The organism is Phyllobacterium sp. SB3, from assembly GCF_040009165.1.
GTDB lineage: Bacteria > Pseudomonadota > Alphaproteobacteria > Rhizobiales > Rhizobiaceae > Phyllobacterium.
In genome coordinates, this window is sequence record NZ_JBDYKI010000004.1 from 357,264 (window position 1) to 379,907 (window position 22,644).

The 22,644-nt window shown below is 52.4% G+C and carries 20 protein-coding genes, 1 tRNA gene and 1 pseudogene; 8 read left to right on the plus strand and 14 right to left on the minus strand.

What is annotated here, in order from left to right; genetic code table 11:
- Positions 1 to 26 precede the first annotated feature (26 nt).
- From eutC to ABKW30_RS17230, 8 genes are all read right to left on the minus strand, one after another.
- A complete protein-coding gene (gene eutC / locus ABKW30_RS17195; protein WP_348600129.1) occupies positions 27 to 1,019 on the minus strand; it encodes an ectoine utilization protein EutC in 993 nt (330 codons plus the stop codon).
- Positions 1,007 to 2,011: a hydroxyectoine utilization dehydratase EutB gene (eutB, locus tag ABKW30_RS17200; protein WP_348600130.1), complete on the minus strand. Its 1,005-nt coding sequence runs from the start codon at positions 2,009 to 2,011 to the stop codon at positions 1,007 to 1,009. The genes eutC and eutB overlap by 13 nt, the downstream gene beginning before the upstream one ends.
- Before the next feature lie 2 nt (positions 2,012 to 2,013).
- The gene (gene eutA / locus ABKW30_RS17205) at positions 2,014 to 2,793 is read right to left on the minus strand and encodes an ectoine utilization protein EutA (protein ID WP_348600132.1); all 780 of its coding nucleotides are present in this window, start codon (positions 2,791 to 2,793) and stop codon (positions 2,014 to 2,016) included.
- Positions 2,794 to 2,804: 11 nt separating this feature from the next.
- Positions 2,805 to 3,461 (minus strand): ectoine/hydroxyectoine ABC transporter permease subunit EhuD, encoded by a 657-nt coding sequence (gene ehuD, locus ABKW30_RS17210; RefSeq protein ID WP_348600134.1) that lies wholly within the window; start codon positions 3,459 to 3,461, stop codon positions 2,805 to 2,807.
- Between the two features lie 10 nt (positions 3,462 to 3,471).
- Positions 3,472 to 4,131 carry an ectoine/hydroxyectoine ABC transporter permease subunit EhuC gene (ehuC, locus tag ABKW30_RS17215; protein WP_348600135.1) on the minus strand — a complete coding sequence of 220 codons (660 nt, stop codon included), beginning with the start codon at positions 4,129 to 4,131 and terminating at the stop codon, positions 3,472 to 3,474.
- A 73-nt stretch (positions 4,132 to 4,204) separates the two neighbouring features.
- Positions 4,205 to 5,053 (minus strand): ectoine/hydroxyectoine ABC transporter substrate-binding protein EhuB, encoded by an 849-nt coding sequence (gene ehuB / locus ABKW30_RS17220; RefSeq protein ID WP_348600136.1) that lies wholly within the window; start codon positions 5,051 to 5,053, stop codon positions 4,205 to 4,207.
- 51 nt (positions 5,054 to 5,104) lie between these two features.
- Positions 5,105 to 5,902: an ectoine/hydroxyectoine ABC transporter ATP-binding protein EhuA gene (gene ehuA / locus ABKW30_RS17225; protein WP_348600137.1), complete on the minus strand. Its 798-nt coding sequence runs from the start codon at positions 5,900 to 5,902 to the stop codon at positions 5,105 to 5,107.
- 124 nt (positions 5,903 to 6,026) lie between these two features.
- Entirely contained in the window at positions 6,027 to 7,412 is a 1,386-nt protein-coding gene (locus ABKW30_RS17230; protein WP_348600138.1) for a PLP-dependent aminotransferase family protein, read from the minus strand.
- Between the two features lie 84 nt (positions 7,413 to 7,496).
- Between ABKW30_RS17230 and ABKW30_RS17235 the strand changes: the two genes are divergently transcribed.
- The 4 genes from ABKW30_RS17235 to ABKW30_RS17250 all read left to right on the plus strand — a co-directional run bounded on the left by ABKW30_RS17235 (position 7,497) and on the right by ABKW30_RS17250 (position 12,117).
- The gene (locus tag ABKW30_RS17235; RefSeq protein WP_348600139.1) at positions 7,497 to 7,994 is read left to right on the plus strand and encodes an Lrp/AsnC family transcriptional regulator; all 498 of its coding nucleotides are present in this window, start codon (positions 7,497 to 7,499) and stop codon (positions 7,992 to 7,994) included.
- A 116-nt stretch (positions 7,995 to 8,110) separates the two neighbouring features.
- Positions 8,111 to 9,604, plus strand: a complete 1,494-nt coding sequence (locus ABKW30_RS17240; RefSeq protein WP_348600141.1) for an NAD-dependent succinate-semialdehyde dehydrogenase — start codon at positions 8,111 to 8,113, stop codon at positions 9,602 to 9,604.
- 23 nt (positions 9,605 to 9,627) lie between these two features.
- Entirely contained in the window at positions 9,628 to 11,007 is a 1,380-nt protein-coding gene (locus ABKW30_RS17245) for an aspartate aminotransferase family protein (RefSeq protein WP_348600142.1), read from the plus strand.
- 18 nt (positions 11,008 to 11,025) lie between these two features.
- Positions 11,026 to 12,117: an alcohol dehydrogenase family protein gene (locus ABKW30_RS17250; protein WP_348600143.1), complete on the plus strand. Its 1,092-nt coding sequence runs from the start codon at positions 11,026 to 11,028 to the stop codon at positions 12,115 to 12,117.
- Here ABKW30_RS17250 and ABKW30_RS17255 read toward each other — a convergent pair.
- The 4 genes from ABKW30_RS17255 to ABKW30_RS17270 form a co-directional block, all read right to left on the minus strand.
- Positions 12,114 to 15,362, minus strand: coding sequence for an error-prone DNA polymerase (locus tag ABKW30_RS17255; RefSeq protein ID WP_348600427.1), 3,249 nt, complete (start codon positions 15,360 to 15,362; stop codon positions 12,114 to 12,116). The two genes, ABKW30_RS17250 and ABKW30_RS17255, sit on opposite strands and share 4 nt — an antisense overlap.
- On the minus strand, positions 15,359 to 16,912 hold the full coding sequence (locus tag ABKW30_RS17260; RefSeq protein ID WP_348600144.1) for a DNA polymerase Y family protein: 1,554 nt from the start codon (positions 16,910 to 16,912) through the stop codon (positions 15,359 to 15,361). Before ABKW30_RS17260 ends, ABKW30_RS17255 begins: the two co-directional genes overlap by 4 nt.
- Entirely contained in the window at positions 16,824 to 17,600 is a 777-nt protein-coding gene (locus ABKW30_RS17265; protein WP_348600145.1) for a hypothetical protein, read from the minus strand. The genes ABKW30_RS17260 and ABKW30_RS17265 overlap by 89 nt, the downstream gene beginning before the upstream one ends.
- 105 nt (positions 17,601 to 17,705) lie before the next feature.
- Positions 17,706 to 17,936, minus strand: coding sequence for a hypothetical protein (locus tag ABKW30_RS17270; RefSeq protein ID WP_348600146.1), 231 nt, complete (start codon positions 17,934 to 17,936; stop codon positions 17,706 to 17,708).
- Positions 17,937 to 18,060: 124 nt separating this feature from the next.
- Between ABKW30_RS17270 and ABKW30_RS17275 the strand changes: the two genes are divergently transcribed.
- Positions 18,061 to 18,780, plus strand: a complete 720-nt coding sequence (locus ABKW30_RS17275) for a Crp/Fnr family transcriptional regulator (protein ID WP_348600147.1) — start codon at positions 18,061 to 18,063, stop codon at positions 18,778 to 18,780.
- 7 nt (positions 18,781 to 18,787) lie between these two features.
- On the opposite strand, the pseudogene ABKW30_RS17280 reads toward ABKW30_RS17275, so the two are convergent.
- Positions 18,788 to 19,201 (minus strand): annotated as a pseudogene (locus tag ABKW30_RS17280) (alpha/beta hydrolase); the annotation flags it as partial.
- Positions 19,202 to 19,287: 86 nt separating this feature from the next.
- Here ABKW30_RS17280 and ABKW30_RS17285 point away from each other — a divergent pair.
- On the plus strand, positions 19,288 to 20,058 hold the full coding sequence (locus ABKW30_RS17285) for a class I SAM-dependent methyltransferase (RefSeq protein ID WP_348600148.1): 771 nt from the start codon (positions 19,288 to 19,290) through the stop codon (positions 20,056 to 20,058).
- Between the two features lie 57 nt (positions 20,059 to 20,115).
- Here the strand turns inward: ABKW30_RS17285 and ABKW30_RS17290 are convergent.
- Positions 20,116 to 20,191 (minus strand) — tRNA-Lys (locus ABKW30_RS17290).
- A 249-nt stretch (positions 20,192 to 20,440) separates the two neighbouring features.
- On the opposite strand from ABKW30_RS17290, the gene ABKW30_RS17295 reads away from it, so the two are divergent.
- Positions 20,441 to 21,187 carry a cytochrome c biogenesis CcdA family protein gene (locus tag ABKW30_RS17295; protein ID WP_348600149.1) on the plus strand — a complete coding sequence of 249 codons (747 nt, stop codon included), beginning with the start codon at positions 20,441 to 20,443 and terminating at the stop codon, positions 21,185 to 21,187.
- Between the two features lie 89 nt (positions 21,188 to 21,276).
- Positions 21,277 to 22,638, plus strand: a complete 1,362-nt coding sequence (glmU, locus tag ABKW30_RS17300; RefSeq protein WP_348600150.1) for a bifunctional UDP-N-acetylglucosamine diphosphorylase/glucosamine-1-phosphate N-acetyltransferase GlmU — start codon at positions 21,277 to 21,279, stop codon at positions 22,636 to 22,638.
- Positions 22,639 to 22,644 lie beyond the last annotated feature (6 nt).

The window sequence follows — 22,644 nt, forward strand, 5'->3', positions numbered from 1 at the left end:
TTCCTCATGCTTGGGCTAAGCCCTTATCAACTTTCGAAATTCGTTCCGGCGTTTGTGCGGGTTGCACGCTCTCGCGCCAGCGTAGCAATGGCAGTGTCTTGAACACCTGTACCGGTCAGATCGGCGAGTGTGATCTCTGATTGGGAGCTGCGGCCTTTGGCAGAACCAGCAATCACTGCACCAAGTTCGCCGTAAGATGCATCCGGTGCGACCAGTCCGGCTTCGATTGCGTGGTGCAGTTCACCCAAACGGCGTGTCTGTTTGAGGCTGTCAGCGATGTAGAGATCAGCCTTGGTTATAACGTCTGCCGCCAATTCATTTTTGTGTTCCGCGTCCGAACCCATCGCCGTAATGTGCTGGCCGGGCCGAAGCCAGGAGGCTTGAAGAAGCGGCTCGGAGGAGGGCGTAGTCGTCACTATGATGTCCGCAAGACCGGCAGCTTCCTCAGGATCGGCAATTGCCGTGACCGGGATACCTAACTTTTTACTCGCAGTATGCGCAGCTTGTTCGGCTTTGGCGCGATCTCTTGCCCAGATAAATGCTTTCTCTATGGGGCGCACCAGTGTAAGCGCTTCCAATTGTAATTGTCCCTGCACACCTGCACCAAAGATCGTTGCAACTTTCGAATCCTGACGCGACAAATGTTTGGCTGCAACGGCACCCGCCGCCGCGGTTCGAATATCAGTAAGATATCCATTATCGAGGAGCAGCGCTTCCACCAATCCGGTCTTGCTGCTGAGCAGAACCATCATGCCGTTGACACTTGGCAGGCCCAGTTTTGGGTTATCGAAGAAGCCGGGGCTGATTTTTATGGCAAAACTGTCGATTCCGGGCACATAGGCAGTTTTGACATCCACTTCTCCCCGATGCTCAGGAATATCGAGCCGCAGGATAGGTGGCATAGCCACGGCTTTTGTTGCCAGCGCCTCGAATGCATTTTCGACACAGGCAACGGCATCTATATCCAGCGAGATGATCTTGCGGAGTTCTGCTTCGGTTAGGATTGTCATGCGGGGCATGGCTCTGCCCTTTCATTGATTTCATCAGCGCAGACCAGACGTTTGTGCTGATCCATATCGACGTTGCGTCCGGATAGGATGAGGACAATCGGCCCTTGCGCCTGCACTTTGCCGGCGAGCAATGCACCAATGCCGACAGCGGCGGCTCCTTCGATAATTTCACGTTCATATCGATAGGCATGGTTGATGCCAGTTGCGATCTCCTGTTCGGTCAGAAGGACCACATCGTCCAGAAGGTCCCGAACCATCGCGAAGGTGAATTGATTATCAAGGCCGATGCCACCGCCGAGAGAATCTGCAAGGCTCTCACTTTCCTCAACAAGAACGGGCTTTCCGGCATTCAGGCTCGCATGCATGGCCGCGCCATTTTGCATGGAAACACCGATGAGCTTTGATGCTGGCCGTCTCGCCTTAACCGCGCAGGCAATACCCGATGCCAGCCCGCCGCCGGATAACGGAACAAGCACTGTATGAACATCAGGAACATCTTCGATAATCTCAAGTCCGAGCGTGCCTTGGCCCGCGATGATATGCGCATTGTCGAAAGGCGGCACCATCACCAGACCATCCTGACGTACCAGGCGCTCGACTTCCTCCTGGGCATCGTCCTGTGATTTGCCGATGATATGGGTCTCTGCTCCAAGGCGGCGAATTTCGTCTACCTTGTTTTTAGGAACGAGGCGGGACATGCAGACGACTGCACGTATTCCTTCCAGTTGAGCGGCATAGGCGAGTGCGCGACCGTGGTTTCCTGTTGAAGCAGCCACAACACCACGTTTCTTTTCTGCTTTAGAAAGCTGACTTAACACGCTGGTAGCGCCGCGTAATTTGAAGCTACCTGTGGTCTGTCTATGCTCGAGTTTAAGCCAAACCGGCACACCCATTTTGTCTGAAAGCGTTACGGATTGAACCATTGGTGTTCGCAAGACTTTCCCGGCAATTGCCTCACGCGCTTGTTCAATATTGGCAATGGTGACCGGGTTCGAAGTCATTTTCACCAGTTCGCCATTGGCTGGGCCATCAGGCTGCCGAGTTCAGGGCGTAGCGAGTGCTCACCGCAAATGCGCAGTGTTGCCCATGCCGTTGCGAGATTGCTTGTGACGACTGGCTTGCCGATTGCCTGTTCAATCTCCGCCGCTACGCTCGCGGCCCGCAGGGCTGTACAAGAAATAAATAGCGTGTCTGCATCGCTGGCAATTGTTTCGCGTGCTGCTGTGATCAACGATTGTGTGTTGATCCGTGCCATTTGCCTGTCATCATCCAGCCCAAAACAGGTGAAGTTCGCGATATCAAAGCCCTTGGCGCTAAAATAAGTCGCCATTGGCTTGCTGGTTTCAATTGTATAGGGCGTGAGGATACTGATCTTCTTTGCACCAAATGCCTGCAAGCCTTTCACAGCAGCACGTGTCGGCGTTACCACAGGCACATTTGGCTTGGCCTGTTGGAGAGCCCGCTCCACTTCATCATCGCCGATAACGACAGAGGCAGACGTGCATGAATAGCAAATTGCATTCAGCTCTTCGTCAGGCAGGATCATCCATGCGCCTTCTCTCATCGGATGAAGCATACGCCGCAGATTTTCAGGCGTTGTCGGATTGGCGTAGGGGATGCGCGATGTATAGAGGCCGATATTGCTACTGGCGACCATACGCTGAAAGTCTGGCTCGGTCGTGTGATCGGTAGCAAGGATGACAAGCCCGACACGCTTTGGCAGCGGCCGGTCATCAAATTCGAGCTGCAAGTCTGTCTGGTTGATCGTCGGGAACGCCTCCATTTAATTGCTCCTCAATCAATCTTGCCGTAGCGGCGCTCCAGCCAGCGCAGGCCGATTACAGAAACAACGCTGATCACAAGGAAGAACGCACCAACCATCGTGATTGGTTCAATGTATCTGTAGTTATAGTTGGCGATGCTGCGAGCCTGATTCATCAGTTCAAGCACCGTGATTGCCGAGAGAAGCGGCGTTTCCTTGAACATGGCGATGAAATAATTGGCCAGAGCAGGGATCATGGGCGGCAGTGCCTGTGGCATGATGATCTGTGTCCAAGTCTGGAGAGGACTGAGATTGCACGCCTTGGCAGCTTCCCATTGACCACGCGCCACATTGTCGATGCCTGCGCGATAGACTTCGGCGGTGTAGGTGCCGTAATGCAAGCCAAGACCGATAACGCCTGCGACGAGTGGCGAGAGCGTAATTCCAAGGTCAGGCAGCACATAGAAGATGAAATAGAGCTGCACCAGCAACGGCGTGCCGCGAATAAACTCCGCAACAAAGCCCATGGGCATTGACACCAGCCGGTTGCTCGAGCGGCGAACTATTGCGATGACCAGTCCAACAATTGCGGCCAGCACCGAACCCAAGAGAGTGGCAATAATGGTGATCTTCACGCCTTCGATGAGCGTTGGAAGAATTTGAACGACGAAAGCCCAATCCCATTCCATTGTCCGCCTCCTATGACCTGATGCCATCGAGGCCGCGCGTCAGATAACGCTCAAGGCCGCGAATTGCGAAGGAGATGACGCTGGCAATAAGAAAATACAGCACGAGAATTGTCAGGAATGGCACAAGTGTGCTGCCGGTTTGCGCACGCACCACTTGCGCCTGAAATGTCATATCGGAGAGTGATATCAGCGACACGACGGCGGATGCTTTCAGAAGCTCAATGGCATTGTTGCCAAAGGTAGGAAGCATCAAGACAAATGCCTGTGGTAGGATGATTTTGCGAAGACCCTGCCAACCCGTGAAATTCAGCGCAATGCAAGCTTCATATTGCTCCTTGCCGATAGATTTGATTGCACCGCGAACTACCTCAGCGCCATAGGCACCGACATTCAAACCGAGGGCAAGAACGCCAGCCTGCAACGGCGTGAGAGAAAAGCCGAATAGTGGCAGAACGAAATATGCCCAGAATAGCTGTACAAAAATCGATGTACCACGGAAGAACTCAATATAGGCCGTAGCAAGCCAACGCACCGGAGCGATGCGCGATAATCTTCCCATCCCTGCCAGAAAGGCCATCACCAGTGCCAGCGCCGAACCCATCAGCGTCAGCTCAATGGTTACGACCGCACCGTCGAGGATAAGTTGCAGATAGCCGGCCCATTGGCCCATCGCTTCGCCACCTTTGTGAGAGTCCAGGAAAGGTGCCGCCTACCTTCCGGCAAAGCGGCACTGTTTGCGTCAGTTAGTTAGCGGCGCAAAGCTTATCGCGGGTGGTGGACAATGCTGCCTCTGCCGAGAAGCCATATGGCTCGACGATCTTGGCGAATTCACCGGACTTCTTCATCTCAGCCAGAACCTTGTCGAACTCATCACGAAGTGCCGTATCGCCCTTGCGGAATGCTGCCCCATCGCAATAGACCGGCGCACCCTGTACCGGCGCGATAACCTCGATGTTCGGGTCATTGGCCTTCTTGACCAGATCGTTGATCGACAGAACCGGCAATGAATATGTATCGATGCGTCCATCCTGCAGCATTTTCAGGCCGCTCTGACCATCCGGAACGACGATAACGCGGTCCCGTGGCACGCCAGCTTCGAGGGCGAGACGTTCCTCAGTACCACCACCGGGGGCACCGATTGTTGCTTTCTCGTCCTTCGCAATGTCCGCATAGCTCTTGAAGCCTTTGGGATTACCCTTCTTCACGAGGAGAGCCTCGGCATCGCAGAGGATCGGCTCTGAATAGGCGACTGCGTTACAGCGCTCAGGTTTCATGAAAAGCCCAGCAGTTACGACATCGTGGCGGCCAGCCTGCAGCCCGGGGATCATCGCGCCATATTCGGAAATCGAAGCAACGACGTCGTTCACACCGAGCTTTTTGAACACAGCACGTGCCACATCCGGACCGGCGCCCGATACGCTACCGTCAGCTTTAACGGCAGTGAACGGAGGTTCGTTTGCAATAGCGATACGGGCAAAGCCCTGCGCTTTCAGCTTATCGAGTGCTTCATCTGCTTTTGCCGGCATAGAGGAAACCAATGCGGACAAGGCCGCAGCTCCCAATAATGCACTGATTGTCTGTAATTTCGTCATGTTCCCAACTCCTCTGGTTTTTCTTTTATGTCTGATCGTCGAGGGCCCGAATTAAATGCGGTGACCTGCGGCGATGATCTTTTTCAGGAAGGCTTGTGTTCTTTCCTGTTTCGGATGTCTGAAAATCTCGTCTGGCTTGCCGTCTTCAACGATGCGGCCACGATCAAAGAAAAGAACGCGATCAGCAAAATCGTGAGCAAAACCCATCTCATGCGTCACGAGCAGCATTGTCATGTCTGTCTCACGGCAGAGGCGCCAAAGAACATTCAGCACTTCCTCAACGAGTTCAGGATCAAGAGCTGACGTCACCTCATCAAACAGCATGATTTTCGGTTTAAGGGCGAGGGCACGCGCAATGGCGACCCGTTGTTTCTGGCCGCCGGAGAGCTGTGACGGCATGGACTTTGCCTTGTCCGCAAGTCCAACCATATCGAGCAATTCCATAGCGTGCTGTTCAGCATCTTTCCTTGAGACGCCCTTCGTCAGCATCGGCGCCAAGGTCACATTGTCGAGTACGCATTTGTGGGGAAACAAATTGAACAGCTGAAAGACCATGCCGATCTTTTCGCGCATCTTATGCAAATGCGCTTCATCGGCTGGCTGCGTTGTGCCGTTACGCTCCATCTGATAAAGATTGTCACCAGCAACGCGGATAGTTCCGGAGTCTATCCCTTCGAGCGTCATCAGAATGCGCAGGATCGTCGTCTTGCCTGAACCGGATGGTCCAATCAACGCAAGCTTCTCGCCCGGTGCAACACTGAAAGACAGGTCGTTCAAAACTTTGAACGCACCGAAACTTTTACTGATACCGTCAATCTCGATGATCGGTGCGGCGTTGGATGGCGGCATGCGTGTCTCCTTCTGGTTGAGACAACCTCATGCGCTAACGATGGGAGACTTATGAAATCATGTCAATTGTAAAAATTAAATCATGACAATTTAACTGATCGTGATGAAAATTCAGGCAGTCGGCTCAGATTGCAAGCAGTAAATGTTCCAGGTCTCCGCGAAGAAGGTTAGCTACGACACCAAGCCCCGACCGTAACTCCTGCTCGGTTGTTGAACCAAGTGAGATGCGAACGGCCGGGTGCCACGGGTGATTGGATATGCGGAAAGACGCTCCGGGCGCGATGGCAACGCCCTGCAACCTTGCATGGGCAACAAACGCTTCTTCCGTACGTTCACCGGTTAGTGGCAGCCAGATATGCAGACTTTGCGGATGCGACAGGAAGGGAATACCCGCCAAAACTTCGGAGGCGACTGAATGCCTGACCCGAAGTGCTTCGCGCTGCCAATTGACAAGTTCCATCGCGGTGCCGTCGGAAACCCACCTGCTGGCAATTTCTGCTACAATCGGCGTAGCCATCCAATTTGAAACGAGATGGCGATTTGCAACCGCCGCAACATAGCGATCAGGTGCAACCAGATAGCCAATGCGCAAGCCGGGAACCACGATCTTGGTGAAACTGGTGAAATACAGCGTTCGCTCCGGAGCGATAGATGCAATAGGCGGTGGCCGGTTTTCAACGAGGGGCCCAAGCACGTCGCTTTCAATAATTGCAATGTCATGCTTTCGGGCAATCTCAACCAAAGCGTTCCTCCGCTCCAACCCCATAAGGGTTCCAGTCGGATTGATGACGGATGGTTGAACGAAGACAGCTTGAATACCTGTCATTCGGCAACACTCATCCAGTGACTCCGGAATGATACCCTGGTCGTCAATGGCCAGCCCTTCAAGCGTGAGGCCGAGATAGGAAGCGAGCGGCGTCAAGGTGTGATGCCCTATGCCTTCCGTCGCAACTTTTGAGCCGGGTGGCGCAGCGCTCATCAAGGCTACTGTCATAGCTGCCGTGGCACCATTCGTAACACTGATATTGCCGGGAGCGACATCCAGACCGCAGGCGCGTAGCCATTCCACAGCAATGGCGCGATGACGCGGGAAAACCACGTTGGGCCGAAAAGATAGTGCTGAACTGGGGGGCAGGGTTTCGGAGAGCCATGCCAAGGCTTTCTTCATACGCTCCAGATGCATCGGCTCGCATACCGGTTTCAGTATAGAGAGATCAATGACCTCGCCAAGCCGTTCCGGCAAATAGGGCGGGTCAGGTTCGCGGCTTGTGGCACAGACAAACGTGCCGCGCCCCGTCTCTCCGGAAATCAGATTTCTGCGGATTAGTTCTTCATAAGCGCGGCTGACTGTCTGCACTGAAAGGCGCAGCTCATCCGCCATTCGCCGATGTGTTGGCAGACGCGTTCCGCCTTCCAGTTTGCCATCCGCTATAGCGCGTGCAATCTGTTCCGCCAGCGAGAGATAGGCCGGGCGACGTAGACTTGTCGGATCTGGTTGCCATAATGTCATGATTTATAAGTGATCGAAGTCAGTGCAATTGACAATCAAAAAATCACAACGTCATGATTATAACATGAATCCAACAGGCGTATCATGACTTCAATAAAGTTAGATCAGATCGATATCCGCATCCTTGACGAAATCCAGCGGGAAGGCAGGATTACCAAGCTTGCGCTGGCAGAGCGGGTAGGAATATCGCCAACGCCATGTTGGACACGCCTGCGCCGGTTGGAAAAAGCCGGGGTAATCACTGGTTATCACGCGCGAATTGCCTTGCGGCTTGTTACGCCAATTACCACTGTCCTGATGGAAATTACCCTCGGTGCGCATCGACAGGCAGATTTTGATCGCTTTGAACGGGTCATCAAGACATTGCCGGAGGTGGTGGCATGCTGGTCGGTAGGCGGGGGTGTTGATTACGTCTTGAAGGTCATGACCCGGGATATCGATGCTTATCAGCGGCTGGTGGATGATCTCCTGCAGCGCGAAATCGGGATCGACCGGTATTTCACCTATATCGTTACAAAGACAGTCAAGGATGATGCGGTTTTGCCAGTTGCAGAACTGCTCCCTGAACAGGGCAACAGCTAGTCATTCTCTCTTTCGAAGTGGCCGGATAAGGACAATCTCTCCTAACGGAATGCCACAAACAGTCTCTCTCTCCGCATGTTCGTGGGAGTCTTGGGTGTACAACCCGGGAGAGTTAAATGTCCGCTCACTTTGCACGACCAGACCGCCACGCGGCCCTTGATCGCCTGAATGACCGTCGCATGCTGCGTGAATTGGCCTATGTCGACGGTCATTGGACCGCAGGTGATGCGGGACAGACTTTCGAAGTTTCAGACCCGGCATCGGGTTCCGCCATTGGTTGGGTTTCCAAGCTCAATGCCGAGCAAACGACGGCAGCCATTGATGCTGCTGCGCGCGCCTTTCCAGCCTGGCGCGATCTTCTTCCGCAGGAGCGGACAGCGAAATTGCGCAGATGGCATGAACTGATATTGGCAGCGAAAGATGATCTCGCACTGATCATGACATTGGAACAGGGCAAGCCGCTGGCGGAGTCGCGCGGTGAGATCGATTATGCGGCTTCCTTTATCGAGTGGTATGCAGAAGAAGCAAAGCGGCTTAACGCGGAGAACGTAACCAGCCATCTTGCTGGTGCAGAAATGATAGTTCGACGCGAGGCAATTGGTGTTGTCGGGATTGTTACTCCATGGAATTTCCCGTCAGCGATGTTGACACGAAAGGCCGCCGCAGCCCTTGCTGCCGGTTGTACCATTGTCGCTCACCCATCATCAGAAACGCCGCTTTCAGCGCTTGCGCTTGCTGAACTCGCCGATCGGGCGGGAATTCCTGCCGGTGTTTTCAACATTGTCACGGGAGATGCTGCAACCGTGGTTGGGCGAATGTGCGAAGACTCCCGCGTTCGTGCATTGAGCTTCACCGGCTCAACAGAAATCGGACGACTGATCGCTGCGCAATGTGCGCCCACAATGAAGAACCTTGTAATGGAACTTGGCGGCCATGCGCCGTTGATCATTTTTGCAGATGCGGACATTGACCGCGCTGTCGATATTGCAATTGACGCCAAGTTCGCCACCTCAGGACAGGATTGTCTTGCGGCAAACCGGATATATGTTGAACGCCCCGTCCACGATGCCTTCGCTGCTGCCTTTGCCAAGCGAATCTCACAACTCAAAGTGGCTAGCGGCCTGACGGATGGTGCCGATATTGGGCCATTGATGCATGAGCGCGCCGTACAGAAGGTTGAAGAGCAGGTCGAAGATGCCATCGCCCGAGGCGCGAAATGCACAATAGGCGGTAAGCGGCACGAAGCAGGCGCTTTATTTTACGAGCCGACGCTTCTGGTCAATGTTCCGGAAGATGCGCTGATCATGCGCGAGGAAACCTTTGGTCCCGTTGCCGCAGTTACCTCTTTCGACACGGAGGAAGAGGTCGTCAGCCGCGCCAATGACACTGAATACGGCCTTGTTGCCTATGCCGTAACCAAGGATGGCGCCCGCATGCTGCGCCTTGGTCGCAGCCTTGAATATGGAATGGTTGCGATAAACCGGGTGAAGATCACCGGCGCACCAATTCCATTCGGCGGCATCAAACAATCCGGGCTGGGACGCGAAGGTTCACGCCACGGCATCGAAGCTTTCACGGAACTAAAATATCTCTGCATCGACACTCACTGACATTCGAAGAACAGGAAAATATCATGCTTGAACGCTCGAACGAACTGAACGCCTGGGACCGGGATCATTTCTTCCATCCTTCGACCCATATGGGTACTCATGCCCGCGGCGAAACTCCGACCCGTATCATCAAAAGCGGTGAGGGCGTTCATATCACCGACAGTACCGGGCGCACCAGTATTGACGCTTTTGCTGGACTTTACTGCGTCAACGTTGGCTACGGCAGACGCGAAATTGCCGATGCCATCGCAAAACAGGCGCAAGAGTTAGCCTATTACCACGCCTATGTAGGGCATGGCACGGACGCATCGATCACACTGTCCAAGATGATAATAGACCGCGCGCCGGAAGGCATGAGCCGCGTCTATTTCGGACTTTCGGGTTCGGACGCCAATGAAACCAATATAAAGCTGATCTGGTACTACAACAACGTTCTAGGTCGCCCGGAGAAGAAGAAGATTATCTCGCGTTGGCGCGGATATCATGGTTCCGGAATCATGACTGGTAGCATGACCGGGCTCGAGCTTTTCCATAATGCCTTTGATTTGCCGCGTGCGCCTATTCTTCACACGGAAGCACCATATTACTTCCGCCGCGAAGATCGTTCCATGAGCGAAGAGCAGTTTTCGCAGCATTGTGCCGACAAGCTGGAAGAGATGATCCTGGCCGAAGGACCGGAAACCGTTGCCGCGTTCATCGGCGAGCCAATTCTGGGAACAGGCGGTATTGTTCCGCCACCAGCAGGCTATTGGGAAAAGATTCAGGCTGTGCTGAACAAGTACGACATTCTGCTTGTTGCCGATGAGGTCGTTACCGGGTTTGGTCGATTGGGTACGATGTTCGGGTCGGATCATTATGGCATCAAGCCTGATCTGATCACCATCGCAAAAGGATTGACGTCAGCCTATGCGCCTCTCTCCGGTGTGATCGTCTCGGACAAGGTTTGGCAGGTGTTGGTGAAAGGCTCCGATATGCTTGGGGCAATCGGGCACGGGTGGACATATTCGGCTCATCCAATCTGCACAGCAGCAGGCATCGCCAACCTTGAACTCATCGACAAGCTGGACCTTGTGACAAATGCTGGCGAAACAGGCGCATATTTCCGTGGGCAGTTGGCCGAATCCTTGGCAGACAATGCAATTGTCGGTGAGGTGCGGGGAGACGGGATGCTTGCCGCAGTGGAATTCGTTGCTGACAAGGATGACCGGAAATTCTTCGATCCGGCATTGAAAGTCGGGCCGCGTATAGCGGCAGCGCTGGCGGAACGCGGCGTGCTTGGCCGCGCTATGCCCCAAGGCGATATTCTGGGCTTTGCACCACCACTTTGCCTGACGCGTGACGAGGCCGACATCGTCGTCAAGGCTGCGACCGACGCGGTTGAATCGATAGCCAAAACTCTCTGAGGTTGAACGATGACAGAGATGAACATTCCACAAACCATGGCCGCCATACAGCTTGTCGGCCATGGCGGGCTCGACAAGCTTGTTTATAACCGGAAAACGCCGGTGCCTACGCCGGCGGCAGGTGAAGTGCTCATCCGGATAACCGCCTGCGGTATGAATAATACCGACGTTTGGGTTCGGGAAGGCGCTTATGGTACGGAAGAAGACGCCGGTGCCGTTTCGACCTGGCGTCGCCAGGACCCGACGCTGAGCTTTCCGCGCATTCAGGGCACCGATATTGTTGGTGCGATTGCTGCTGTGGGCGAGAAGGTCGATCAGGAGCGTATAGGTCAACGCGTGATGGTCGATTTTTCTATCTATAATCGCGATGACGACAGCCTTGCCGACATTGATTACATCGGCCATGGCCGGGATGGCGGGTATGCTGAATATGTAACCGTACCTGCCGAGAATGCTCACTTTGTCGACACCGGCTTGAGCGACATTGAACTTGCCACGTTCTGCTGTGCGTATTTAACCGGCGAACAGATGCTGGAGCGTGCGGGATTGAAGGCGGGAGAGCGCGTTTTGGTCACCGGCGCATCTGGAGGTGTCGGTTCTGGCATTGTTCAACTGGCAAGAGCGCGTGGGGCAATTCCTTATGCGCTTGTAGGACCCGGCAAAGAGCAGGCACTGCTCGATATCGGTGCCGAAGCCGTTATCACGCGTGGGACCGAAGGTCTGGTCACTGCGGTAAACGAAGCGACTGGCGGAAAGCCTATCGATGTAGTCGCTGATCTTGTTGGTGGTTCGATATTCAATGATCTGCTGCGTATCCTCAGGGCTGAGGGTCGATATACGACCGCCGGAGCAATCGCAGGACCGGTAGTGCAATTAGATCTCAGGACCATGTACCTTAAACAATTGGCTTTACATGGATCGTCGCAGGGCACGCGCGGGGATTTCCGCCGCATCGTGCGTTACATTGAAGAAGGCAAGATCAAGCCGCTCCTTGGTGGTGTTTATCCGTTGTCTGAGTTTCATCGGGCTCAGACCGATTTTATGGCAAAATCTTTTGTCGGAAAACTCGTCGTTGTACCAGATGCCGAACTGGATAGTGCCAAGCGTTAGTGAAAATCCCTGGATTTCGGCAGGATACGCACATTTCTGGGATGACGCGCCCGCGCGTCTCCCTGTACAGGATGCGTAGCTTCATCATTGCGCGATCTGGGTAAAATTGTCCGCTGCTCTGAGAGGCGATAGAGGTCGCCGGTTCGATCAGTAAGTTTTCTTGCGACGACATGCACCACATTATCTGCACTTTGAACTATACCTTCGATCAGGATCAGTCGCGATCCCATGACTTCCTTGCGATAAATGTTGAGGAGTTTTTGCCAAATGACGATGTTGGCGATACCCGTTTCATCTTCGATAGTCATAAAGACTACACCTTTAGCAGTTCCGGGTCTCTGGCGGACCGTGACCACTCCAGCCAGTTTGACGCGCTTGTTATTCGCCAGACCATTTGCAAAATTGCAGGTGGCAACGCCTTCTGCTGCGAACATTTCACGAAGAAATTGCATGGGATGCCCCTTGAGAGAGAGTCTCGTTGACTCGTAATCTGCAATAACATGCTCGAACAATTTCATTTGAGGAAGGACTGTTTCTTCTTCATTAGCCAGCTCATTTGTTTCAGCAGCATGGAACAGTGGCAGCGTTGTATTGTCAGGAAAGCGGCGAACGGCCCAAAGCGCTTCTCGCCGGTCAATATCGAGCGAGCGAAATGCGTCAGCATCGGCAAGCAGAACAAATGCGCGCTTCTCAAGTAACGTCAGGCGTCTTATCTCTTCAATATCGGTATAGCTCTGTGTTCTCTTCTCGCAAATCAGTTCCGCCCAATGTTTTGAAAAACCATCGACCTGACGAAAACCAAGCCGGGTGCATAGTTTTCCATTTTCATTTGATTCCAGTGTGTTATCCCAATGACTGAAATTAATATCTACAGGGCGGACTTCGACCCCATGCTTGCGCGCATCGCGAATAATCTGGTCTGGCGGGTAAAATCCCATGGGTTGGGAATTTAACAGAGCTGCAGCGAAAACAGCTGGATGGTGGCATTTGATCCATGAGGAAATGTAGACAAGGATGGCAAAGCTTGCGGCATGGCTTTCGGGAAAACCATACTCACCAAATCCTTTGATCTGGTTGAAACAATTTTGCGCGAAATCCCTCTCATAACCGCGGCGAACCATGCCTTCCACCATCTTGTTTTCAAGAGTGTGGATAGTGCCCACATTGCGGAATGTTGCCATGGCCCGGCGCAACTGATTGGCCTCATCGCCGGTAAAACCTGCCGCAACAATGGCAATGCTCATCGCTTGTTCCTGAAACAGAGGAACGCCAAGCGTCCGGAAAAGAACGTCCTTCAGTTCATCCTTATGGCCATGCTTGGGCGAGGGTGAGGGATAAACTACGGAGTCTGGGTTATTTCGCCGCTTCAGGTAGGGATGAACCATATCGCCTTGAATGGGGCCGGGCCGGACAATGGCAACCTCGATAACCAAATCATAGTATGTTCTCGGCCGAAGGCGGGGCAGCATATTCATCTGCGCGCGGCTTTCCACCTGAAAAACACCAAGAGAATCTGCTTCACAGAGCATATCAAAAACCTCGTCATCTCTTTGGGGGACGGTTGCAAGCTCGTAACGATTGCCACCATGCAAATGGATGAGATCAAAAGCTTTCCGAATGCAGGTCAGCATTCCCAGTGAAAGGACATCGACTTTCATGATTTTGAGTTCGTCGATATCATCCTTATCCCATTCTATGAAAGTACGATCCTTCATTGCAGCGGGCCCTATCGGAACAGTCAAATCCAGACGTTCTTGCGTCAGCACAAAACCACCGACATGCTGGGAAAGATGGCGTGGGAAGCCAAGCAATTCCTTGGCAAGTTTGATGGCACGACGGATCATGACATTGTCGGGATCAAGCCCTGCTTGCTTTATTTCCTGCTTTTCAACGATTGATCCCCAACTGCCCCAAACCATATTGGCCAAGGCGGCAGTGACATCTTCTGTAAGACCCAAAGCCTTGCCGACATCGCGGATTGCACTGCGCGGGCGATAGCTGATGACAGTAGCAATGACGGCGGCACGGTGCCGTCCATATCGACCAAAAATCCACTGCATGACTTCTTCGCGCCGCTCATGCTCGAAATCCACATCGATATCAGGCGGCTCTTTTCGTTCCCGCGAAAGAAACCGGTCAAAAAGCAGATTGCCATTTATTGGATCGACTGCCGTGATACCCAGGCAATAGCAGACGGCAGAATTGGCCGAGGAACCGCGCCCCTGACAAAGAATATTCTTTGAGCGGGCATAGGTGACAATGTCATAGACGGTCAGAAAATATGGCGCATATTGCAACTCCCCGATCAAAGTCAGTTCTTTTTCCAGAATTTCGCTTACATTTTTAGGAATGCCACGCGGGTAGCGTTTATTGGCACCTATCCATGTTTCATCAATCAGGTGCTGCTGGGGCGTTTTGCCTGGCGGAACAGGTTCGTCAGGATATTGATACTGGAGGTCATCGAGAGAGAAGCTGATCGGTTTTACAAAACGCTGCGTTTCCTCAAGCGCTTCGGGAAAATACCGGAACAAATACTGCATTTCCGTCGGGGATTTCAGATGCCTTTCCGCGTTCTTTTCAAGCTTGCGTCCTGCTGTTTCTATTGTGACATGCTCCCGGATACAGGTCAGTACATCCTGAAGCGGTCGCCGGGCAGGGGTGTGATAAAGCACATCATTAACGGCCAGCAGCGGAACATTTGCTTCTGCTGCGATATGGGCCAGTTTTTCGCCATGACGCCTATCTGAGCCATTGCGGGGCATGACAAGCGCGAGCCAAACTGAATCTGGGGCTGCCAAAGATAGTATTCGAAGGAAAGCGATCAGGCTTTCATCAGGGTTTACAGGAGGTATCACTGCAATCTGAAAATTGTCTGCTTTGAATTGAAAATCCCCGAACAGCAGTCGGCATTCACCTTTGACCCCGGCATTATGTTTCCCAACGCTCAAAATCTGGCAAAGCTGGCCGTAGGCAAGGCGATTACGCGGATAGACCAGAAGGTCTGGTGTCTCATCGGCAAAACATAACCGGCAGCCAATATAGAGATTTATCGAAAGACCCTGCGTTTTTTTGATTTCTTTTCGGCCGCTATGCGCGCGTACCACGCCCGCAAGCGTATTGCAGTCTGCAATGCCAATACCTTTAAGGCCAAGAAGAGACGCCGCCAGAACCAATTCCTGAGGTTGCGACGCGCCTTTCAGAAAAGAGAAATTGCTGGTGACTGCTAACTCCGTATAATCCATCAGGCAAAAACCCCGTGCAAATACCATTGGGGAGTCGGGTCGCCGCGCTCATAAAGTCCTTCACGAAATACCCAGAAACGCTTTCCGTGATTGTCTTCAACCCTATAATAATCGCGCGTAAGAGCGCCTGCATGCTCACGCCACCATTCGGGTGCAATGCGCTCCGGCCCTTCTGCAAGCACTATTGTGTGTTGCACACGGCGCCAGATAAACCGGGCCGGTGCACCATCAGGAACCCCTGACGTGGTTTCGATACGCTCTGGAGGATTGAACAGCCTGACTGGCCTCTCGGGCGGATTGCCTGACTGATGCTCCGGTGACCAACGAATTGATTGATCAGATTTGCTGCGAGCTGCAGGCTCAAACATGACAGCTCGTTCCGGTATATGCGTATCGGCAGAAACCGGACACAACACACGTGAATTACCCAGTCTTATGGAAAGCCTGTCGATAAGCCCGTCAAAAGCTTCTGTTTCCTGCTGCGTATTGTCGAGACTTTTCTGCTGTACTTGCGTGCGTTCAGTTCTAACAGCAGAGAGGCGAATAATATCAAAGCCATAGCCAGCATCCAAAGGGTCAGCCAAGGTGGATAATCTCTCCTTGAGCAGTCGCATCAATGTTTTTGTCTCTACAAGCGGTCTTCCTGCTTCAATGCTTATCCGGCGTACATTTCCATCAACGCGAAAAAAGCTTGCTTCTATTTCGCGTGCTCCTTCAACACGTATTTGTAATTGCCTGAAGAGTTCCTCGCCGAGGGACTGAAGCACAAGCTCGACAGAATCCATAACAGTCAGGGGCTCGGCCATACGCCGTTCGACCATGCAGACAGGCACAATGCGCCGGGGAGAAATTGGCTGGTTCTGCTTGCCAAAAAGACTATCCAGACGGTCAACGAGTTGTTTTCCAAAGCGGGCGGCAAGAGCTGCACGTGGCAAAGATTCGACTTCGCCTACATGCAGTAGGCCTGCCTTTTTGAGCCCGGCAAGATGCGCTGCGTCCAATTCAAGGGAGGCAAGATGCAGCTTATGCAGCCTCTTCTCCTCGTCATTGCCTATGACACCGCCCGACGAATAGCGTGCAAAGGCACGTGCGGACGCGGCATTATTTGCAGTGGCTGATTTGACAATCATTCCGTTCTGGTTGAGGCGATAATTAATATCCTCAAGCATTTTTTGTTCATCGCCGAACAGGTGGATGCAACCTGTAATGTCGAGTACAAGTCCATCCGGATCATCAAAAGCCACCAATGGTGTATAGCGATTACACCAATCCGCCAGCCGTTCCAAAAGCGCGGCATCCTGACGGGGTGAAGCAAAGGCGATATCCAGCTTTTCAAACTGGGCACGCGCATCTGCCAATGTCATACTTTTGTATAGGCCTGCCTTTGCAGCTTTCTGATCAACCGCCGCCAGCCGCAGCGCATTGGCAACCTTATCGACAACGACAAGGTATTGATCAGTGCGGTCACGTTGCGGATTTTCGCGTTTGAGACGATCTGTAGGAAGATGGGGAAACCATAGCGCCAGAAACCGGCTCGACCCTTTGGAAAACATGATCTTCACTCTCCCATTGTAATAGCCATTGGCCTGTCATGCCCTGTTTGTTGCGAATAAGTTTGGCTTCAAAAACAGGATTTCCGGGTGCATTTGCCCCTGCCGATTGCGAGGGGGCCGCGCTGATCAACCACCGTGTAGCAGCAGCATTCTCACTGGGAACCGCACCCAGCCGCAGCAGAAAGGCAGGCACATCGGTTTGTTGAGCGTTGAGGAGTAATTTTCGGGAGGCAGTCAGATCCAGACATTTTGGATTGCTCCATGGCGCAATGATCACTGCACCCGTTCCACGAATGCCGAGACTGTCTGATGCTGCCTTCAAAACATCCTGAGGCGATGAGCAACGGACGATAATCAAACGATCCGGGTTAAGCCCTAAGTGATCGAGGCCGGGAGCATAAGGAAAACCATGTTCGGTTCCGATAAAGTCTTCCTCGACCCATAAAATCGGGCTTTGATCGGATGAAGCACGCAAGGCGAGGGCAATGACGAAACCCGTTGCAGCGCCTGCATCACCACTCTCTTCTGCAAGAACTTCATGTAATGCACCGCGCGCAAGGCCATTTCGAAAAATACGGTCTACTTCAGGGCAACCAAAGTCGAAGGCAGAGCCAGACACAGTATGTGTGCCTTGCTCATTCAAGGACGCGATATCGCGCCTTAACGCCGTAAGATCGACGATTGCCACTGTGGAACCCTTATTTGTTCATGATATGTTCTATTATTGAGTTTACGGAATGCAGTGTCAAGCGGCCTCTGGCAAACCAATATATTTAGTTAAAGGTTGTGGAAGTCAGTCCAGCCATTCGCTGCTGAAAGTAAGGCTGGCAACTGATATTGCCTGACCATTTTCGTCGCGGACTGTTACTGAAACCACGCCGCGTTCTCCCGCGAGTTCCTCACGAGCCACATCTGTCAATATCCGTGCAACTTCACGGCTCACATGGTCGCGAGAAGGCAGTTCCATGCCTATATCATCGCGGGTATGATCGCCGTTATGCAGATCAAAATAGTAGCGGGGCATTGTTTCTCGATTGCGCATGGGAACAGAAGTCGTGGTTATCAATTAGGTTCCATAGGGGCATAGATATAAGGCATTGATTTTTATCCCAGCTGCCACAGCCCGATTAAATAAACCGGAGAACAAATTGATCGAATCCCTTCTGTTAAAACTGGAAAGTCATGATGTTGTCTCAGAAGCAGAAAAGAAATCTTTGACCGAAACCATTGTTCGGCAAGGTGAGTTTTCCATTGGAGAGGATTTGGTAACAGAGGGATCGCGCCCACAATTCAGCACACTGCTTCTCGATGGTTTTGCGGGGCGTTACAAAGTGCTTGAGGACGGGAGCAGGCAGATTACTTCGTTGCATATTGCCGGCGACTTTGTTGATCTCCACGCATTTCCCCTGAAAGTCATGGATCACGGCATAGTTGCGCTTTCGCCTTGCCGGGTTGCCTTTACCAATCATCCCGATCTCAAGAAAATAACAGAGACAGCCCCGCATCTCACACGTCTTTTATGGCTTCATACCTTGATTGATGGCGCGATACATCGCGAATGGATAGTTGCAATGGGTAGGAGGTCAAAGAAAGCGCATCTCGCTCATCTTATCTGCGAGCTTTATATTCGCTTGCAGGTCGTTCAGCGTACCAACGAATGGAGTTTTCACTTTCCGCTATCTCAGGCGGAAGTCGCAGATGTCCTTGGCATCTCGGTTGTTCATCTCAACAAGACACTGCAAACCCTAAGGAAAGATAAGCTTCTTACTTGGTTAAACCGCACTGTGACTATTCTGGATTGGGATCGTCTTACAACCGTCGCGCAGTTCAATCCGGCATATTTGAATCTGACTGTTGAACCGAGATAGGACACATTCAGGTGTTTTTCGTAGGATGTGCGCCAAGATGAACATCAATAGTTGAAATGATTTCGTCCCAGTCCTCGCGATAAATTTCATGGCCGCCACCCTCAAGTCGAAGAAGTTCTGCGCCCTTGACAGTTTCGGCCAGCAATTCGCCATGCTCGACAGGGAAGATCGGATCTGCCGTACCGTGGATGACGAGAAGCGGCGCAACCAATCCGCCAAGCTTGCCGTTCCACAGATCGCCCAGCATGAAATGATTGGTAGCACTGACGAAATTTTTAGCACGCTTGACGTCACGCTCCACAAGATTACGCGCAAAGGGTTCATCATAGGGGGGCGTTCCCGCGATCATCCTCGTATCCTCGACGATAAAATCGATGACCTGAGCGTTGTTGGCCCAATCAATATTCTCGCCAGTTGCTGCTATGCAATCGGTTGTATTTCTGACACAACTGATATCATTATGCAACCGGTTTCCGGAGTTGCGGACACAGACATCAGGAGGCGGAGATGTTGAACCGGGCTGACTTCTATGACGCAGAATTAGAACGGCACAACGGGCATCTTCGTGTCGCTGCTAACGTTGGACCCGGCGACCGTGTGCTCGATATTGGATGCGGCGCGGGACAATCAACGCGTGACGCTGCCCGCATAGCAGTTGAGGGTAATGCGACCGGGGTGGACACCTCCTCGGAGATGCTTGAGGTTGCACGACAGCGCTCAGCCGAAGAGAATCTGTTGAATACGACGTTTGAACATGGTGATGCACAGAACCATTCATTTCCGTTTGCCCATTTCGACCTCTGCATCAGCAGATTTGGCGTGATGTTCTTTGCTGACCCGGCAGCAGCTTTTGCCAACATCGCTCGTGCAATGCGTCCCGGCGGACGTCTTGCCTGGATGGTTTGGCAAAGCCAGGAACTTAATGATTGGTCGGGAGCCATTCGGAGAGCCTTGGCTCCTGAAACATCGATTTCCGCAGATGCTTTAAAGCCGTTTTCACTTGGCGATCCCGCTATCGCCACAAAACTTCTGACCGAGGTGGGCTTTGGTTCCATCGATTTTATCGACGTGCGTGAACCGGTATTCTATGGGCCGGATGTTGATAAGGCCTATAATGCACTCATGGAACTCTATCTTGTGAAGGATGCATTTGCACAAACCAATGAAGGGGCGCAAAAAACCTCGCAACGACTGCGTGATTTGCTGACCACACATATGACCACGGAAGGCGTGCTCTTCGATTCGCGAACGTGGATTATCACGGCTCAAAAACAATAGCCTGATCGAGTCTTCAGCAGGTACTATAGAATGTCTGAGCCTGATTTGAAATTTGAATGGTGAGCGCGCAGGGGTTCGAACCCTGGACCTACTGATTAAAAGTCAGTTGCTCTACCAGCTGAGCTACGCGCTCCCTTGCGAGCCCATAAACCGGCCTCGGGAATTGCGGCGGAACATAGGTGCGAGATGGCAATCGGTCAACAGCTATTGTGTATAGTTTTTGCGACAAAAAGCCGTGTTTTTACAGCTTTTGTTAAAATCGTGCGGATAGAGCCTGCGTAAGCCCAAGAGTTGTAGCCTTGAAATGGCGAAAAGGTGATTGGAAATCCGAAGAGATTCGGCCTACTCCGGCGCAAACCAAAATGAACATGAAGGAGCGCATATGGCGCTTGATGTATCTTATCTTACTGCAGCCGGAGCCGGAGCACTCTCATTTTTATCGCCTTGCGTGTTGCCACTCGTTCCACCCTACCTGTGCTATATGGCGGGAGTAACTGTAGAAGATTTCAGGGCTGACACACCTGCTGCCGGAATTTCGCCAGTCAGACGCGCACTCTTATTGTCATCCTTCAGTTTCGTTTTGGGATTCACCACCGTTTTTGTTCTTCTCGGAGCGGGCGCATCGACAATTGGCGGCTTCCTGCGCATGTGGCAACAGGAGATAGCCATAGTCGCAGGTATCGTCATCATCCTCATGGGGTTGAATTTCCTTGGGGTGTTCAGGTTGGCTTTTCTCTCTCGCGAGGCCCGTTTTCAAAGCAAAGGACAACCAGCCAACCCCTTCGCGGCTTATGTCATGGGTTTGGCATTTGCCTTTGGCTGGACCCCATGCATTGGCCCGGTGCTTGGTCCGATATTAGCACTAGCCGGTGCACGCGATACTGTAGCAGACGGGGCATCGCTGCTCGCGGTCTATTCTCTTGGACTCGGCATTCCCTTTATTATTGCTGCGTTATTTTCCGGCATGTTCATGCGTTTCCTCTCCAGGTTTCGCATGCATCTTGGCAAGGTCGAAAAGGTCATGGGCGGACTTCTGGTAATCACTGGCATTCTTTTTCTCACAGGTGGGCTACAGACATTTTCTTTTTGGCTGCTCGAAACATTTCCCATCCTTGGTCAACTCGGCTAAAGAGGCGCAAGTTACCAAATTGCAACCAGCATTATGCATGTTGCGGTATCAATACTGCTTTTGACCACGATGATCCGAAAGTCCGAACCATGACGTCACGCACCTGCCTTACGGTTATTCTCGCTGCCGGCGAAGGCACCCGGATGAAATCCTCATTGCCGAAAGTGCTGCATCCAATAGCAGGTTTGCCGATTGTGGGACATGTAGCAAAAGCAGTGCAGGGTGCTGGCAGCAGCGATATAGCCTTGGTGGTTGGTCGCGGGGCTGACAAGGTGGAGAAGGCTGTACGCTCACTTATAAGCAATATCGCCGTTCATGAGCAGGTGGAGCGTCTTGGCACAGGGCACGCAGTCCTCGCTGCTGAGTCTGCGATAGCCGCAGGCTATGACGATATTATCGTAGTATTCGGTGATACACCTCTGATCGAAACTTCGGCTTTGGAGGTGGCACGCGAAAAATTGGCCAGCGGTTCGGATATCGTTGTTATGGGCTTCCGGCCTGATAACCCGCATGGTTATGGTCGTCTGATTGAACGGGACGGTCAGCTGATCGCGATCCGTGAAGAAAAAGATGCAAGCGAAATCGAGAAGAAAATCGGGTTCTGCAACGGTGGCTTGATGGCATTGCGCGGTGACAATGCGTTAGCATTGCTGCGTGCGATCAAAAATGAAAACGCAAAGGGCGAATACTACCTGACTGATGTGGTTGAGATCGCAAATTCACAAGGAAAGTCGGTTATTGCGATTGAGATATCTCCCGATAATGTCATTGGTATCAATACTCGATTGGAACTCGCGGAAGCGGAAGCAATCTGGCAGAACCGCAAACGTCGCGACATGATGCTGGCCGGTGTGTCGATGCAAGCACCGGAAACCGTATTCTTCTCACACGATACACTTATCGAGTCAGACGTTACTCTGGAGCCGAACATTGTCTTCGGCCCTAGTGTTTCGATTGCAACCGGCACTGTGATCCATGCATTTTCTCACATTGAAGGGGCGAAGATTGGAGCCAACGCCAGCATTGGTCCCTTCGCCCGTCTTCGGCCCGGTGCCGATCTCGCAGAAAAGGCAAAGGTCGGAAATTTTGTTGAAGTAAAGAATGCCAAAATCGGGCAGGGTGCCAAACTAAATCATTTGAGCTACATCGGAGATGCTACGATTGGTGCAGATGCAAATATTGGTGCTGGCACCATCACGTGCAACTATGACGGTTACAACAAGTATCATACCGAAATTGGAACCAATACATTCATTGGTTCTAATTCATCGCTCGTTGCGCCAATATCGATTGGCGATAATGCATATGTCGCATCCGGCAGCGTGATCACCGAAAATGTTCCGGCAGACGCATTGGCTTTTGGCAGAGCGCGTCAGGAAATCAAGGAAGGGCGAGCCGTACAATTGCGGGCGCGATATGCCGCGTTGAAACTGTCGAAAAAGGCAGAGTAGGCAGTC